At 57.2% G+C, this 15,129-nt stretch carries 16 protein-coding genes; 8 read left to right on the plus strand and 8 right to left on the minus strand.

The features are described from left to right. Nucleotides 1–14: 14 nt before the first annotated feature. Nucleotides 15–164 carry a hypothetical protein gene (locus NB063_RS24535; RefSeq protein WP_250931668.1) on the minus strand — a complete coding sequence of 50 codons (150 nt, stop codon included), beginning with the start codon at nucleotides 162–164 and terminating at the stop codon, nucleotides 15–17. 2 nt (nucleotides 165–166) lie between these two features. Between NB063_RS24535 and NB063_RS24540 the strand changes: the two genes are divergently transcribed. The 3 genes from NB063_RS24540 (at nucleotide 167) to NB063_RS24550 (ending at nucleotide 2,261) form a co-directional block, all read left to right on the plus strand. Beyond that, nucleotides 167–508 (plus strand): DUF2004 domain-containing protein, encoded by a 342-nt coding sequence (locus NB063_RS24540; RefSeq protein WP_250931669.1) that lies wholly within the window; start codon nucleotides 167–169, stop codon nucleotides 506–508. A gap of 523 nt (nucleotides 509–1,031) precedes the next feature. Beyond that, a complete protein-coding gene (locus NB063_RS24545) occupies nucleotides 1,032–1,622 on the plus strand; it encodes a hypothetical protein (protein ID WP_250931670.1) in 591 nt (196 codons plus the stop codon). 240 nt (nucleotides 1,623–1,862) lie between these two features. Further along, nucleotides 1,863–2,261 (plus strand): thioredoxin domain-containing protein, encoded by a 399-nt coding sequence (locus tag NB063_RS24550; RefSeq protein WP_250931671.1) that lies wholly within the window; start codon nucleotides 1,863–1,865, stop codon nucleotides 2,259–2,261. 264 nt (nucleotides 2,262–2,525) lie between these two features. Here NB063_RS24550 and NB063_RS24555 read toward each other — a convergent pair whose 3' ends face one another. The 5 genes from NB063_RS24555 to NB063_RS24575 form a co-directional block, all read right to left on the minus strand. Beyond that, a complete protein-coding gene (locus NB063_RS24555) occupies nucleotides 2,526–2,699 on the minus strand; it encodes a hypothetical protein (RefSeq protein WP_250931672.1) in 174 nt (57 codons plus the stop codon). Between the two features lie 35 nt (nucleotides 2,700–2,734). Next, entirely contained in the window at nucleotides 2,735–4,399 is a 1,665-nt protein-coding gene (locus NB063_RS24560; protein ID WP_250931673.1) for an ATP-binding cassette domain-containing protein, read from the minus strand. Then, the gene (locus NB063_RS24565; protein ID WP_250931674.1) at nucleotides 4,396–5,163 is read right to left on the minus strand and encodes a DUF726 domain-containing protein; all 768 of its coding nucleotides are present in this window, start codon (nucleotides 5,161–5,163) and stop codon (nucleotides 4,396–4,398) included. Before NB063_RS24565 ends, NB063_RS24560 begins: the two co-directional genes overlap by 4 nt. A gap of 387 nt (nucleotides 5,164–5,550) precedes the next feature. Then, nucleotides 5,551–6,840, minus strand: coding sequence for a 6-phosphofructokinase (locus tag NB063_RS24570; RefSeq protein ID WP_250931675.1), 1,290 nt, complete (start codon nucleotides 6,838–6,840; stop codon nucleotides 5,551–5,553). A 128-nt stretch (nucleotides 6,841–6,968) separates the two neighbouring features. Then, entirely contained in the window at nucleotides 6,969–7,925 is a 957-nt protein-coding gene (locus NB063_RS24575; protein WP_250931676.1) for a sugar phosphate isomerase/epimerase family protein, read from the minus strand. Nucleotides 7,926–7,969: 44 nt separating this feature from the next. On the opposite strand from NB063_RS24575, the gene NB063_RS24580 reads away from it, so the two are divergent. After that, a complete protein-coding gene (locus NB063_RS24580) occupies nucleotides 7,970–11,203 on the plus strand; it encodes a hypothetical protein (protein ID WP_250931677.1) in 3,234 nt (1,077 codons plus the stop codon). A gap of 34 nt (nucleotides 11,204–11,237) precedes the next feature. Here the strand turns inward: NB063_RS24580 and NB063_RS24585 are convergent, their stop codons facing one another. Continuing rightward, on the minus strand, nucleotides 11,238–11,771 hold the full coding sequence (locus NB063_RS24585) for a type 2 periplasmic-binding domain-containing protein (protein ID WP_250931678.1): 534 nt from the start codon (nucleotides 11,769–11,771) through the stop codon (nucleotides 11,238–11,240). Between the two features lie 339 nt (nucleotides 11,772–12,110). Between NB063_RS24585 and NB063_RS32335 the strand changes: the two genes are divergently transcribed. The 4 genes from NB063_RS32335 to NB063_RS24600 all read left to right on the plus strand — a co-directional run bounded on the left by NB063_RS32335 (nucleotide 12,111) and on the right by NB063_RS24600 (nucleotide 14,208). Further along, nucleotides 12,111–12,233, plus strand: coding sequence for a hypothetical protein (locus NB063_RS32335; protein WP_261367574.1), 123 nt, complete (start codon nucleotides 12,111–12,113; stop codon nucleotides 12,231–12,233). 196 nt (nucleotides 12,234–12,429) lie between these two features. Beyond that, nucleotides 12,430–13,410, plus strand: a complete 981-nt coding sequence (locus NB063_RS24590; protein WP_250931679.1) for a ThuA domain-containing protein — start codon at nucleotides 12,430–12,432, stop codon at nucleotides 13,408–13,410. 196 nt (nucleotides 13,411–13,606) lie between these two features. Next, nucleotides 13,607–13,996 carry a hypothetical protein gene (locus tag NB063_RS24595; RefSeq protein ID WP_250931680.1) on the plus strand — a complete coding sequence of 130 codons (390 nt, stop codon included), beginning with the start codon at nucleotides 13,607–13,609 and terminating at the stop codon, nucleotides 13,994–13,996. Between the two features lie 56 nt (nucleotides 13,997–14,052). After that, entirely contained in the window at nucleotides 14,053–14,208 is a 156-nt protein-coding gene (locus NB063_RS24600) for a hypothetical protein (protein ID WP_250931681.1), read from the plus strand. A 21-nt stretch (nucleotides 14,209–14,229) separates the two neighbouring features. Here the strand turns inward: NB063_RS24600 and NB063_RS24605 are convergent, their stop codons facing one another. Further along, nucleotides 14,230–15,078 (minus strand): dienelactone hydrolase family protein, encoded by an 849-nt coding sequence (locus NB063_RS24605; protein ID WP_250931682.1) that lies wholly within the window; start codon nucleotides 15,076–15,078, stop codon nucleotides 14,230–14,232. Between the last annotated feature and the right edge of the window lie 51 nt (nucleotides 15,079–15,129).

A 15,129-nucleotide genomic window follows, 5' to 3' on the forward strand; every position in this document is an offset into this window, starting at 1 on the left:
TTCTATGTACCTGCTTAGCGAGCCACGCCGCTGACGCTTTGCTGTTTGGCGACGGACGATGCGTTTGGTAAGATCTTTCGAAGTTCCATACCTTTCGCTTCGGTGCAAAACGGCGACGCAATCACCTTCCGCTGTGTGACATGGATCACTCGATTGGCTACCATAGATGACGGCAACTCCCGACGAGATCGAACGCCGACGCCAGATGGCGATGGACGCAATACGTCGCGCCCACGGTACCGCTGCAGGCGAACACAGTGCGACGCTTTTCGTTTCGCATCACCTGGACGAAATCGGAGAAGCATTTTGGCTCAAACATTGCGGTGTTGCACACCCAGCACCGACTCAGGTTCTCGACATTCTCGTCCTGCAATCACACTGGGGCGAGGACGATGATGATGGCATCGACACCTTCGACTTTACATTGCCGGACGATGTCACGAACTACGTCATCAGCGTTGAATTCGATGACAATGGAAACGTTTCGGGCGTATCCATGGAGAGCTGACCATCGAACTGCCGACCATTTTGTCGGCGACATGTCGGACAACCTGGGTTTTGCACGGAGGCCTTTGGCACACCTTCCACGTTTGGGGTCGCGGGCTGTCCTTGGTACAATTTGGCGTAGTATCGACTCGTTCACGTCGTTGAGGCCGAAGTCGTAAACATGTTCCTGTATCTGCCATCCTGAGCAAGGAGAAGAATCGTGAACCAGCAAACAAATCCGCGTGGGCTCGCGATTCGCCACGCTGTATGGTGGGAGATGGTCGTCGTGCCACTTGAATTACTTGGTGTGGGTGCTGGACTGTACCTCCTACTCATTGCGAATTGGTTTGTCCTTGGAAGTTTTTGGCTTATTGCAGTCTGTGCAACTTCTCTGATTGTGCGGCTGTCGCATTACAAGAGAATAGCCCCCATCATCCATGGCGAGTAACGCCGCCTTACCGCCAGCCCGCGGCCGTTCGTTGGACTCAGTTCTGTAGCTAAGCGGTGTCGTAGCGAGATTCCGTTGTCCCCTCGAAGTCGTCTTAATGAACCAGCGAGATCGCGTCGCAAAGCTTACGAAGACTGACTTCGCTGGTGCGTTCAAACTCGCTTGCTCAATCTCAGACGTTCGCGAACGAATTCAATCGTTTGGTTGGGTTGCACGCTACGCTCCAGCAGCCGAAGTCTCGCGTGTCATCGACCAAACAACCAAATCAGCGGGCACATCGTCTGACTTTTACGTAGATACGATGGCTCTTGCATGGCCGTTGCGTGCGTTACATGAAACGGGACACGGCGAGCGAATTTCGTCATTACTGACAACCGCCTTGCGGCTTTCAAGGGAGGTTCGCCCCACTGCCAGCCGCGCCGAAGCCATTGTGCTTCTTATTCACGCGGTGCTACCACACGGATTGCGAACGGCCGCCCCTGCCATCACGGCACTCAAGGCGACCGCCGCTGATTCTCACTGGCGTGTTGTCCGTGCCCTGGTCGATGTCGCCCTGCTGGTCAACGCGTTTGATCAGAAATCCGCGATAGAGATTGCGAACGTGATCCCAGTGGAACACAAACGAAAATCCGCGATTGATCGAATCTCCGGAGGTGAAACGCTCCAGCCCCGCCCGTTCTTCTGGTAGTCCCATTGTGGCAATCACCGGATAAGATGGTGAGACGCATAGGGCCTTCGGGGACACTGCCCTCGTTGGGCGACGCGAGCCGACGCCAGCACAAGGTTGCGTGGTTCGGAATCGCTCGCTTCGACCAGGGGCGGCAGCGTCTTGCTGCGTTGATAGTATCCTTCTGCGGGCCACGCATCCTCGTTCTTTTCGTCGGTAGCGTTGGCAAAGTATTTCGATGGGCGAAGCGGAGAGCTGGTGATGAACGACCGTCCAAGCAATGAGCTACGAGATGAGTTTTCGCCGTCCACGCCAGCGGTGACTTCGGAAACCGTTTTTCAAATATTGAGCACACACCGGGTCGTCATCGTGCATTTCTGGGCCATCTGGAATCTCGTCGACCGTACCATGGATTCACGGCTAATGGAGATTCGTGGTCGATTACCGATCGAGGTGCAGTATGCGTCCTGCAACGTCGACGCCCCATCGTGTTTTGAACTTGCGAAATCTGTGGGGGTCTTGAATCTTCCTTGGCTCGCCGTGTTTGTAGGCGGGCGACATACCGGCAGTATTTGTGGGCTGCGCAATGCAGACCGACTCGCTCAGGAATTGCTCAGACTCATCTCTCGTGGTCCAGTTGATGAGTCGACAAGCGACTAGCTGTTTTTTCGCGTCAACGCCATTTGCCCATCCACGTAGGTCAGTCTCTCGGAGACTGACATGACGACGATGCCGTTGATTCCGAGTCTCAGAGAGCCTCGGCGACGTGGTCGCATGCTCGTCAACGTGCGTTGGCCAAGCGATTACTCCACGTTAAGTGGAGCACTTCCGCAAACCTGCTGAGGTTCCCCACGCAGAATGGTCTATACGACGGGTATCGCGTGGACGGTTTACGAGCAGCGATGATCAACGTGACGCTGGCCGCTATTTTGACTTCCGCAGCTCGGCCGCTTCGTTTTCGAGGCTGGAAATTTCGGCTTCGAGTTCCGCCAGTTCGCTGGGGTCGTCAGCTTGCTCCTTCGAACCGGCCAGTCGCGGCCGCAAGGTTTGCAGTTTCTTGTTGATAACGTCCAGTCGCTTCTTCGCTTTCTTGTCCATACCGCCTTCGATGTCTGTGCGTGGTTCCAGGATGCTTAAAACTCTAACAAGGCTATCACAAAATGGACAACTAAGACATACAACGTCGCCCACAATACTGTCGCGGTAATGCAGTGACTGACGTCGCTGGCCGATTGTTTCGGCGTGATGCCTTGATGGTAGGCGATTCCGGCGGTGCCGAAGCCGCACAACGTGTTTTTGAGCAGCACCCAGCCCCAGCCTTTGCCGAGCAAGAACCAACCGAGCACCGGGAGGCTGGATCCCCACGCGGCGTTGCCGAGCGAGTCAGGGGAAAGCGTGATCGCGCGAAAGAAATGCTGGTTCCAGAAATGGATCCCGATCTCGGGGTAGCAAATCACAAACGTCATCCGGCTGATCCAGTGTGACGCTGTGAACGCGAGCCACTCGAGGATCGGTGTCGCGATCAGGAAAGCCCCCATGATCGGCACGAGCAGGTAGGCGGCGGCGCGGATTCCGAAGGTTTTTAATGCGTCGATTTGGCCACCGTATTGCTTCACACCCACGTCCGCCGCCACCGCCGCACCGCAACGAGCCGCGATCAAGACGGTAGCGAGTACCGGTACGAGGATGCGGTACAGGGCAAATCCGATCGAGGCGAGCAACTCGTCGATCAGGAGCGGCTGCGTGTACAAGCGAAAGGGCAGAAAACGGAGCGTGAAATAGGTCGTGGTGAATCCGACGATCAAGCCGGCGATCACCAAATACAAACAGCCGGTCGGACCGCCCACGAGCGCGAGATAGTGCAGCAGAAATCGGCCCGCCCAACGAGGACGCGGCACAACCGGCAACGAATCAAACGGCAATCGCACCGCGGCAATCAATGTACCACCCGTTGCACCAAAAAAGTCGGCGACACCCTTCCGCAAAACGGATCCGACTCGTTGCAGGCGACCCCGGCTAGAACTTCGTCCCTGTTCGCCGTCCTCAGAGATTTCTGCGTCGTCGGTTCGGGAGGGCAACGCGACCGCTTGCATGCGGTCGGGGATTTCACTCCACCGTTCTGGCGGAACTCGCGTGATCGTTTTTGCTTGCGAATCAAGCAATAAGACTTCGTCGGCGATCTTGAGCAGGCCCGCGTAATCATGGGTGACCACGAGGCTGGTTCGGCCGAATCGGCTCTGCGTCTCTCGGATCAGCTCCGCAACTCGACGACCGGTAGCGGCATCGAGCCCCGAAGTGGGTTCGTCGTAGAGGATGATCTGAGGATCAGCGGCGAGGGTTCGCGCGATCGCCAGTCGCTGTTTTTGTCCCCCGCTAAGTGCGGCAACAGGTGGCGATGCGGGCACGCCGAGCAGTTCGAGCCACTGTGACGCCGTGTAGCGAGGCGGTAGCGCGCGATCGGCGCGATGATCAATCGCGAACTGCACGTTCGCTGTCGGAGTTAGCTCATCAAATAACGCGAATTGCTGGAAGACGATCCCGGTCCTGCCGCGTGAATGCGAATCCAACGGCACGTCACCGAGGCGGACGTTCCCTTCCCAATAAACAGGCGAATGCTGTCGCGGCAAGATTCCCGCGAGCAGACGCAACAGCACCGATTTGCCCGCACCACTGCCACCGACCAGGACGGTGATCTTGCCACCGGGCACCGACACCGACACACCGCGTAACAGATCGTTACCAGCAGCGTTGACATTCAGATCGGAAATCTCAAGTGCGTCCTGCACCTCTTCGCTCATGACCGATCGTCCCGGCTGATGTAGCCGCCGAAGTGCTTCCAATATCCGCTGTGATGGGCAATCGCATTGAACTGGCTCGGCAACCGTTCACAAAGATCGTAGTTCACGATCCGCTCGGTCGGTAACGTTTCGGTCCCCTCGACGACGACTTTGCCAGTCCCAACCACTCGATCCCAGACCGGCGCGATTGAAAGAATCCGGTCGCGTGGCGAGTACAAATTGATCAAGCGGCCTCTGAATCGTTCGGTCAACGATTCCCAGCCTTGACGAGATGCCATCCCGCCCATCAACACAACGTCTTCGACACGCAGTCGGCAATCATCGATGGTCTCGAGAGCGGCCCGGGCGACGACGGTACCAAGCGAATGGCCGTACAAGTACAGCGGGCGACGATGGATACCGGGAATGTCACGCAGGAGTGCGGGCAGACGCTGACCGTCGCGCGCGGCACACCAATACCGATGCCGAAACTGCCCAGCACCCAAGACGAGGGCGCCGCCGGCGCATCCTGCAATCGATCCGATGCCGATCAACATCTTCCCCGTTCGCAGAGCGGGCACTCCCACTCGCACCCCACGGGCGATCACGCCAACGGAAGCTCCCGCCTCGGCCCACTTTCCCGCTGCCCAATGAACCGCATAGGTCGAACCGAGTAAACCTGCCGCTTCGATCGCCCCCGCATCCGGACGCGAACGGTACCCGGCGATGACCAAATGAATGGGCCCGCGGCTCGATTCGGTGATGGGATGCAAACGAACGGTCATGACGAAAAAGCGGTTTCCTGGTGAATGTGGGGGAGAACTCAATTCTAACCGAGTCGGTTTCTCGGCCGCTACAAGAGTGCCCGCCACGACGAAAACGGTGCGTAAAAACGCTGGCGGACGCGACGTTAACGAGGCGTGGGTAAGCGGGTGGGTTCAATCCTCACCCCGATTCTTCGTTGACGCTTTTGGATCGGAATGTTTTGGGAAGCGGCGTTTCTGGCTATTCGATGAGACGTTCGCCGTCTTTGCATTACGAACGATGAAAAACCGAAGTTTTATGTGAGACCTCGAAAAACGCGGGCAAAAGGTTCTTAAACACTACTTGTGTCAATGAAAAACGGCAGTGTCACCACTGCCGTTTCATGTCCTGAAGATGCCGGAACGTACTCAGTTATCGACGCAGGCTTCGAGGAAGCGGGCGAGACGATGGAAGTCGGAGTTTTGCTCGATAAAGCGAACTTTGGTCACCAAAGTTTGCGGGTCGACGAGTTCGTCAAATGGAACGTAGTGCAAATCAAATTGCCCTGACGATGACACCATGACACCGTTGAGTTTCTCTTCGACGAGGGCGCGATAGGCCCCGACCCCCAATTGCGAACCGAGGATCACGTCATAGGCGTGTGGCGGTGCACATCGGGCTTCGTAACCGAGTTGCAATCCGTTGACTTTCCGATGCTTGCCCGTGCGTTCGGTGTATCGCTCGGCGAGCAAGCGTGAGATCAATGCCGACAGGTTAATCAGCGAGATGTTGATGTGGCCGTGGTCGTCTCGGGTGATGCCTTCGAGATACTTCGATGGCAAGAACTCGGCCATGCCTTCAGCGATCACGATTGTGCCGTAAGGCCGACCTTCTCGTTCCCGAGCCAGCATCATGTCGACCATCCGATCGATGACACGGTCGATCGCCATGACTTTGCGGGTCGCGCCACTGTCAGCGTTCACGACTTCTTCGTCCGCCAGTGCGCCGGTGATGTCTTCAACACTGAGCACCATACTGGCTTCGCCGGCGATGGCAGCGCCATAGGCCAACCATCCGGCGCTTCGGCCCATCGCTTCACAGAGGAAATACGCACGACCGGCGGCGGCGTCAAAGTTCAGGTTCCGGATTTCTTCGGCCAGCGTTTCGACGGCGGTGAAAAATCCAAACGTGAAGTCGATCCCCGAGTAATCGTTATCGATCGTCTTGGGCAAATGGACCACCGGGAATCTTCGGGCGTCGCCCGGCAAGTTGTCCTGAAACATTTTGAGTTTGTTTGCAGTCTTCAACGTGTCATCGCCACCGATGGAGATCAACGCGTCGATTTCGAGCGAGCACAAACCTTCATAAACTCTTCGCAGTGGTGCGACGAGTTCGGGATCCTTCAGGTGCGCAGGACTGTTGACATGTTTCCCTGGGTTGGTTCGGGCGGTTCCGATCATGATCCCGCGGCTGCTGCGGGCGTTGATTAGTGTGTCGTGAGTGAACCGGACGTAGTCTTCGCCTTCGGTGAGCGGCCCGGCAGCGGTGTATTCGGCCAATCGGCTATAACCATGTTTGATCCCATATACCTGGGCGCCCTCTTCCAGGAAAGAGAACGCGGCCGTGCTAATCACAGCATTGGCCGCGGGTGCGGGACCGCCGGCGAACAGAATGGCGACGCGTTTGATGTCGAGGTTATGATGAGCCAAATCAGGCACGGCGTCACTTCGAGGTTGGAGGGAAATGGAGGGTTTTGGAGTTTGGCGTCCGAGATTCTAAGCATTTACGGACGCTCGCCAAGATATCCGATTTGCAGGGCGACCGGGGAACGCGTCAGAGTGCGAGGTTACAAGTTTCGCAAATACTCCACGCTCTGCACGATTTCTTGAGCGGCCGTCTCGGCAGGCATGTTGGCGCGACCGACGACGAAGGGGCCGCGGTACGGAATGTCTTCGAGTTGACCGATCAGCGATGGGAAATCTGCCGTGCCTTGACCGACCGGAACGGCGATACCACGCCCCGCAGACAAATCGAGGACCCCATCGACGGCGTTGACAATCCGGATTCGATCCTTCAAAGCCGCCACGGCATCCGAGACGCTGTGTCGATTGATGATCAATTGGCCGGGATTGAGAGCGACCGCGATATAGGCTTCGGAACTCATGTCGATCAGGCGAGCGAGGTGTTCGCCCGGTTCAGTACCGGTTTCAGCGGCAAAGAAGGATCCGACGCGAGCTCCGAATCGGCCGAGATCGTCGAGCACTTCGCGGAGCGTGTCCCAGCGAGGATCCACGGTCGCGTTGTGGGTTGGTGAGGTCGATTGGACGCCCGAAACCCAGGCCTGTGCTTCGCTGATGCTCAAACCTTCAGGAGGCAGCGCGGATGTGATCAGCGGCCCCCCCGCAGATGCCGAGGATTGTGTCTTCCCCGCGGTGCCCGGTTTTGGCGGGGGTGGTACGGGTCCGATCTGGTTGACAACGAGCGGAGCCCCGAGCCGGTAGGCGGCCCGCATCGCCGTCTTGGTCGCCTCGATCCGGCGATCGAGATTTTCTAAATGATCGAATCCGTGCTGGGTGGGGAACCGAATCGATGCGATCTGCAAATTCAGATCATCCAGGATTTTCCGCAAGGTTCGCACAGCAGTATCCGATAACTCAGATACGTTCAAAACCCGTCGTCCGCATAATTCGACGCTGGTTGCGCCCGTTGACGCAACCCAACTTAGTACACGGCGCAGTGACGCAGCCGACGGATTGACGTTGCCGATCGAATCCACACGCACGGCAATCTTAATCTCAGCCAATTTTGTCGCCTCTTTTCGTTTACAGACAGTTCTTCGTGACGCGTATGAAAATACGAGCCGATGTTGATCGCCGATGGCGTCGCGGGGAAGTCTCCGCGGCTGTCCCGGTCGCGGCTGCGATCATGCGGCCACGGCCGAAGCTCGCCCTCGTGCTAGCCCTGGCAGCGTTGCTCGGGGCTGTGTCGAACTCCCGCTCATCGCTCGTCGCCGAACAAGCGACAGCTTACGCGAGAGCGACCGAAGGCACCACCGAGGCAGCGGCTGGCATCGAGGCCGGTCATCCGGTCAATTCGACTCTTCCCGACGCGGGTGGCGTGATCGAACACATCGGCCCAGCAGGTCTAAAAACGTATCGCTGGGATTTTTCGCGTTCGGGGGACGTCGACTTCGACCGCTGGCCGGACCTGTTCACCCGGCATGTCGAAACCGGTTACCCGGAATACGTACGGATTCTCATCTCCGCGCGTGACGAAGAGCTGGAATCGAACGTGCTCGCCCTCGACACGGCGATTTTGTTGAAATGGCCACAGGTTCGCCGTGCGTTGAGGTGGTTGCCGGGTGCCGAAAAGCTGCCGCCGCTGCCCCCATCGCTCAACGATCTTTTGGTCGATCGCTGCGTCACGGTGAAGCTCGATGGCGGCCAAGCGCGGATCACGTCGCCGAGTCTCCCGACCAGTCGTCGATTCCAATACCGGTTTAGCGTCGATGTATTCACCCAGAATTTGACACATGATTCGGTCTACGCGCAGGTGATTTTCTACGACGAAGAGGACAATGAGCTGCAGCGGAACTCGACGCCGGCGGTGACACGAACACCACGCTGGCGATCGCTGGTCATCGAATCCCTGATGCCACCCCGCGGCGCCCGCAAAATGCGTGTGACGTTGAACGTGATGGGCGGCGAAGATGGGCTACAAGACATCCGCGGAGTTGTGTCGTTCGACAACATCACGTTTCGACAATTCCCGCAAATGAAGATCACGACGGATCATCCGTTTGGCGTCTACCGGCGCGGTGAGTCTATCACGGCGACAACTCAATTGATGGGATTGCCGAGCGAGCCGACTCGGGTTCGATTGAGACTGCTCGACCACAATGAAAACGAATTGCAAAGTGCGAGCAAAGAGCTCACCATCCAGGACATCAATTCACCTGCGCCGGAGAACACCGCCGCACCGGTCGCCCCAGGTGAGATTGTCTTTTCTACCAACAGTGGAGCGAGCGGGGCAGACCGCGATTCGTTGTGGTTCGATTGGGCCCTTGGTGCTCTGCCACCGGGATATTACATCGTCGATGCGGCCATGGAAAATGAACGCGGGGCGTCGCTATCGAATCGGTCCACGTTTGTGGTCGTGGACCGATTAACCGATGATCCACGTGAATGGTCGCCCCCTTCAACGTCGGATGCACCCGGCAACGACGCGGCAAACGGGTTTTCCGCGTTCACGAGCGCCGAGTCGGAATTGGAGTCGCTCCCGTTCGGATGGACGATGCCGCCTGAGTTGGTCGAACGATATCGAACCAAGGATGTGTCCGGCAAAGTCATCTCGCAATGGCTTCGAAACGTGGGTGTCGGATGGGCAAAACTCCCAGTCTGGTTCGCACCTGACGACACGTTGTCAGCGGACACGGCGGCGACCCTCGCCTCACGGCTCCGAGACGTTGGCATTCAGCCGGTCGGATTGTTAGACCAGCCCAAGGACGAATTCCAGAAAGAGTATCGCCTCCGCGAACGTAGCGACCAGCGCGCGGCGACCTTTTTGAACGATCCCGTGGTTTGGCGTCCGCAACTCGACACGATCATGAATCGGATGACATTCCGGATCCGAATGTGGCAGATCGGCGACGACACGGACTTCAGTTTCCAAGAACTTCCCGACCTTGCGGACAAAATCTCCATCCTCGCGGAAGGTTTGCAAGGCTTCGGCCAGCCCCTCGAGATCGTCGTCCCTTGGACTTGGCTCGATCAATCGCCCAACATCAGCGGTGATTCATGGAAGGGCGTCATCCGGCACACGGGGCAACCGCTCACGGCCACCGAGTTGGACACGATGCTCGACATGGAGGAGGCGCGGGCAGGAGAGACACGCTATCCGCCCATGCCGTCGGCACCGTTGTCATTCACATCCGCTCCCTCGACACGCTCATCGTCTGCAGTTCTTCCAACACCAAACAGAGGTGGACGTCAGGGTGACACCTGGATCACGATCGATCCGCTGCCGGCAAAGCGATACGACCGCGACACCCGCATCGCGGATCTCGTTCTGCGGATGGCCACGGTGCGTGGACACAAGGTCGAAGCTGCCTTTGTACGCCGTCCGTTCGCCCCCGAATCGACCTTGGTTAAGTCCGACTGGCATCCCGATGATCTGCTCTTACCGTGGAGAACGACCAGCCTATTGCTGGGGCGGGCCCGGAACATCGGCTCGCTTCGCATGCGGGGCGGTTCGAATAACATCGTTTTCCGGAGCAGCCACTCATCGGTTATTCTGATTTGGGGGGACACGCCTCGAACGGAACGGCTGTTCCTTGGCGATAACGTCTATCAAGTTGACGTATGGGGCCGGCGCAGCGAACTGGACACCGAATTAGTCGACGGACAACTGATCCATCGGGTAGAAGTCGATCGCGTGCCCAAATTTTTGGTCGGCATCGATCCCGCACTAGCAGAGTTTCGGATGTCGGTGGACATCGACGAACGAAGGATCGACGCGTTACTCGGACGCGAACAATCGATCAGCATTCGCTACAAAAACCCAATCGGTCAATCGCTCGTCGGAAGCATTGCACTCGAACCGCCACCGGCGTGGTCGATTTCGCCGGTCGAACAAGAGTGGGACTTAAACTCGTTCGAAAAGGGACAGAGCAACTTTACCGTCGTCTTAGGCAACAATGCGACAATCGGTCGATTCGAATTGCCGATCGCAATCCAGTTCGCGACTTCGCCACCGACAAAAATACGCGTGTATCGACAGATTGAGGTCGGCCCGGAGGGGTTTGATCTCGTCGTGACATCTCGATTGATGGGCGATCGGTTAAGGGTCAAGATTGAAATGACCAACCAAACGCGCCGAACAGCTAATTTTGATTGCCTGCTGTTCGCGGGCAGCACTCGGCAGTATGAACGTCGCGTACTCGCAATTGGTCCGGGCGAAACCTCCGAACGAAATATTGATTGGCCGAATGGTCAGAACTTGGTCGGCCAGCAGATGCTACTCAGAGCAATCGAACAAGAAGGCAACCGGGTGATCAACCACACGTTCACAGTTGTGCCGTAGCGCTGAAGTGCCACGCTACCGTTTGTGGTTCGTTCTACTCATCCCTGTCGGTGAGGTCCGCCGCTGCTTCGATCGCTTCGGTAAGCAGGCCCCGTGAGTTTCGCACTTCCTCAGTCGAGAGGGCAGTAGCGTGGAACGCAGCCAATTCTTGAGCGTGGTCGGAGAGACAATACCGCAGGAAGTCACGAACACTTTCACGGCGGAGCGAGTTCTTATTAACGAATAGTCGCAATGTCTCGGTCCCCTCTCTCTGATGCGCGACGATCAGTTCGATCCATCGAAGGTTTTGCTGTTCGCAGATCCGACGCTCATTGTCTTTCATCCCCCGCGCCGCCTTGTTGATGTCGACGAGGGTTTGCGAGAAACCCTTGAATCCGCCGCCCGTCCCAGCTTCTCGGTTGGTAATCGTCAGCTGAAAATTCGTATCCTTCGCGGCTTCGACCCAAGCTTTCGTGAGCTCGCTCAGATGCGACGTCCCGTCCACACGCACGGGACCCTCGGCGTGTGCGGCGGATGCCGTGATTGCGACGATGCTGGCTAAGATCAGCGTGATTGCACCATGAGTCATTACGTTTCCTCGGTCTTGTCGAGCTGAATAGCGTCACTTTCTGGCGGACGTATTGGAGTTTTCGCCTCGCACGTAGCTGAGCTTCTCTGAGGCTCCGGAAGCGGGTAACGCCTGGTATTCTCGGTCTCAGAGAGACGTTGATTGAATTACTGCGGGATTCCAAATGTAGCGGAACGGCGCGAACCGTCTGATAACTCGGGACCGGACGGCTCGTGCCGTTCCGCCAAAAAGAGCACTAAAACAATCGACGTCCCGGGGGACCGAGCTACCTGAATAGTCGAGCGACGTCAGAAGTTGCGCTGTCCCGCGAGAATATGTCATTGAAAGCCGATGGGGTTGGTGAGCAGTTTAAAAGGTTCGTACGGTCGCTGCCCGATCGCAAATGACAGTGGTGTCAGCTTGAAGGTGACGTCTGCCGTCGAAGCGTTGATTCGCCGCCTGAGCGGCGTCCCCGCCCGATGAAACAGGTATCAGGCGTCGCCTTGGGCTTTTCGCCGCACAAATGGGCTTCTGACTCACTTTGGCCAACAAATGGATTAAATTGTTGGTTCGACGCGTTCAGCCGAATTGCTTTTGCCTGCTGATTTCGCCTCCCCGCCACCGAACCGAATGCGTGTCGATGTATCACGCTCATTATTTTCCCCACGGAACCAGCCCCATGAACCGAATCATCTTTGTCGTTGCAGCAGCGATTTTTTCGATCGCCCCTGCTATTTTCTCGAATCAAGCAACATCCGCTGATGAGAAATTGAAGGTATTGATCATCGATGGCCAAAACAACCATGCCGCATGGCCCAAAACCACGGCGATGATGAAGAAGTACATGGAGGATTCTGGACGTTTCACCGTCGATGTCGCCCGCACGAAGTACACGTGGAAAGGCGGCGACTTGCTCAAACAGTTCCCGCTTGACGCTGGCAAGACGTACGAAGACTTGTCAAAACCAAAAAGCGATCCCGATTTCAAACCAAACTTTTCTGCCTACGATGTCGTGCTGAGTAATTTCGGATGGAAAGCCGCACCGTGGCCGGAAGAGACCCAGAAGGCGTTGGAGTCTTACGTATCCAACGGAGGCGGAATGGTAATCATCCACGCGGCCGACAATTCATTCGGTGGCTGGACCGAGTTCAATCAGATGATCGGCCTCGGCGGATGGGACGGACGCAACGAAAAGTCGGGGCCATACGTGTATTACGATGACTCCGACAAACTCGTCCGTGATACGTCCCCGGGCAGCGGTGGCGACCACGGCCCCGCTCACGAATATCAGATCGTCGTGCGTGTACCGGATCACCCGATCACAAAGGGAATGCCTCGTGCCTGGATGCATGTCAAAGACGAACTGTATCAGAAACTTCGTGGTCCGGCGGAGAATATGACCGTTCTGGCGACCGCTTACGCTGACCCGAAATACAAAGGCACCGGTCGTCACGAACCGACGACCATGACCATCGAATATGGCAAAGGAAGGATTTTCCACACGCCGCTAGGACACGACGACAAAACGATGGAATGCGTCGGTTTTCATACCCTATTGCTCCGCGGGACCGAATGGGCAGCGTCGGGTGAAGTGACCCTTACCGATATCCCCGAAGACTTCCCGAAGGCGTTTGAGTCCAGCAAACGCGACTACCAATAGTCAGCCGACAAACTTGCATTTCCAACGCTGTCGCCGCGTGCTGGTGCGTGGGGCAGCGTTTAAGTAGTGCCGTGATCGTACCGCTAGCAGTGGGAGAGTCAGCACGCGGGGCTTGTGATAACATGCCGCGACAACGTGCATTTCTCTCGATGGCAAACTTGCCGCCGACTGGTTGGATACGAAAACAGATTGACACATGCGTTTCGCAGATTTTCTCGCTCCCTTCTCGGAACACCCGGTGCTTCGGCAACGGTTGCTGCATGTGCTGGATCGATTACCAGCCGAGGTGCAAGAGGATTTCCTAGACGATCCGCGTTTCCGGATCACGATCGACAATTATCAACCCGGTGTCGGATGGTCATTCCTGATGCCGGCCCCGGGGCTCAACGGAAACGGCAGTCGCTGTGTGGTGCTGCGTCTGAAATTGAGCAATGCTTCTGAACCCTTCGCATGGTACGTGATCGCTCACGAGTTCGCCCACGCGTATTTGAGGAACGGAGGCTGGGGCGAAATCACCGACATCGAAGAAGCCGCCGACGCGATGGCAGCTTCCTGGGGATTTGCCCGTCCCGAACGATTTGGTTGAGACGCTCGAACTAAGCGAGGCATGCGAACGATGTTTCGCCGCACGCAAACCACATCTTGCTGTCGATCCGCGGCGACGGTTTGCAAAAACGCATGTCGGATGACCTGACGCCCATGATCGAAAAAGTGATGGCATCGAAGTCAGGCAACACAACCGAAATCGGAACTCAATCGAGCGATCTATCGGCGGCGCGGCAACATCCCAAGACATGAGTCGTTCAAGTTTCGCGGCGTTTACACGAGAGCCCGTTCAAATAACGCCAGCATTCTCGCCCAGGCCTTTTCGGCTTGCTCGTAATTGTGAACCCTTGTGTCGGGCGGGCACCAACCGTGTCCGGCCGGGTAGACTTCGACCTCGGCCTTCAGCCCCGCCTCAGCAAATTTGTCTTTCAGAATTTGTTTCGATTCCGGGTCACGCTCGTCATCATTTTCCGCGATGGCAACCAGGAATTGCGCTTTCATTTGCGGGATCAGCAAATGTGGGCTGTCCGGTTGATCCGTGACCAACCCGCCCCCGTGGAACGTCGCCGCAGCACCGACACGCTCGGGAACCGCAGCCGCGGTTCGCATGACGATCGGGCCACCCATGCAATATCCGGTTGTCCCCATTTTCTTGCTCTTGTCCACTTGGGGCTGAGCGTCAAGCCACGCCGTGAACGCTTTGGCGTCCGTCGAATGTGTGGTGGCGTTGAGGGAGCGCGCGAGCGGGATCACGTCTGGAATTGGAGTGTTCGCGCCGTTCGCGGCTGTGGGTGCCGATTGGGTCCGATAGAACGGGTTCACCACCAGAACGCTGTAGCCTGACTCGGCAAGCCTTTGGCCCATCTGGCGAAAGGCCGGTCGCAATCCAAAGATATCCGGCCACACCAAGACAGCCGCGTGCGAACCATTCGTCGGTGCCACGAAATACGCGTCGCATCTACCGTCGGGCGTCGTGATGCTCACATCACTCGCGCTCACCTCGGCAGCGTTCGCTGCCCGCGGCAGCATCATGGCGGCTCCAATCCCAGCCGCGGCCAACGCGCCCAGATCACGACGCGAATACTTCTTCAGGTCTTCCTCAAAATGATCTTGATCGCACATCAACAGCCTCTCTGGGGATCTAGGTAGAAACGTGATTCACCGTACAAGTAA

Source organism: Aporhodopirellula aestuarii, from assembly GCF_023701485.1.
In the GTDB taxonomy this organism is placed as follows: Bacteria; Planctomycetota; Planctomycetia; order Pirellulales; family Pirellulaceae; genus Rhodopirellula; species Rhodopirellula aestuarii.

Bases quoted from the DNA above. Each gene is read 5' to 3' on its own strand.
- NB063_RS24535 (WP_250931668.1), bottom strand. From the start codon at position 164: ATGGTAGCCAATCGAGTGATCCATGTCACACAGCGGAAGGTGATTGCG.
- NB063_RS24540 (WP_250931669.1), top strand. From the start codon at position 167: ATGACGGCAACTCCCGACGAGATCGAACGCCGACGCCAGATGGCGATG.
- NB063_RS24545 (WP_250931670.1), top strand. From the start codon at position 1,032: ATGAACCAGCGAGATCGCGTCGCAAAGCTTACGAAGACTGACTTCGCT.
- NB063_RS24550 (WP_250931671.1), top strand. From the start codon at position 1,863: ATGAACGACCGTCCAAGCAATGAGCTACGAGATGAGTTTTCGCCGTCC.
- NB063_RS24555 (WP_250931672.1), bottom strand. From the start codon at position 2,699: ATGGACAAGAAAGCGAAGAAGCGACTGGACGTTATCAACAAGAAACTG.
- NB063_RS24560 (WP_250931673.1), bottom strand. From the start codon at position 4,399: ATGAGCGAAGAGGTGCAGGACGCACTTGAGATTTCCGATCTGAATGTC.
- NB063_RS24565 (WP_250931674.1), bottom strand. From the start codon at position 5,163: ATGACCGTTCGTTTGCATCCCATCACCGAATCGAGCCGCGGGCCCATT.
- NB063_RS24580 (WP_250931677.1), top strand. From the start codon at position 7,970: ATGAAAATACGAGCCGATGTTGATCGCCGATGGCGTCGCGGGGAAGTC.
- NB063_RS24585 (WP_250931678.1), bottom strand. From the start codon at position 11,771: ATGACTCATGGTGCAATCACGCTGATCTTAGCCAGCATCGTCGCAATC.
- NB063_RS24590 (WP_250931679.1), top strand. From the start codon at position 12,430: ATGAACCGAATCATCTTTGTCGTTGCAGCAGCGATTTTTTCGATCGCC.
- NB063_RS24595 (WP_250931680.1), top strand. From the start codon at position 13,607: ATGCGTTTCGCAGATTTTCTCGCTCCCTTCTCGGAACACCCGGTGCTT.
- NB063_RS24605 (WP_250931682.1), bottom strand. From the start codon at position 15,078: ATGTGCGATCAAGATCATTTTGAGGAAGACCTGAAGAAGTATTCGCGT.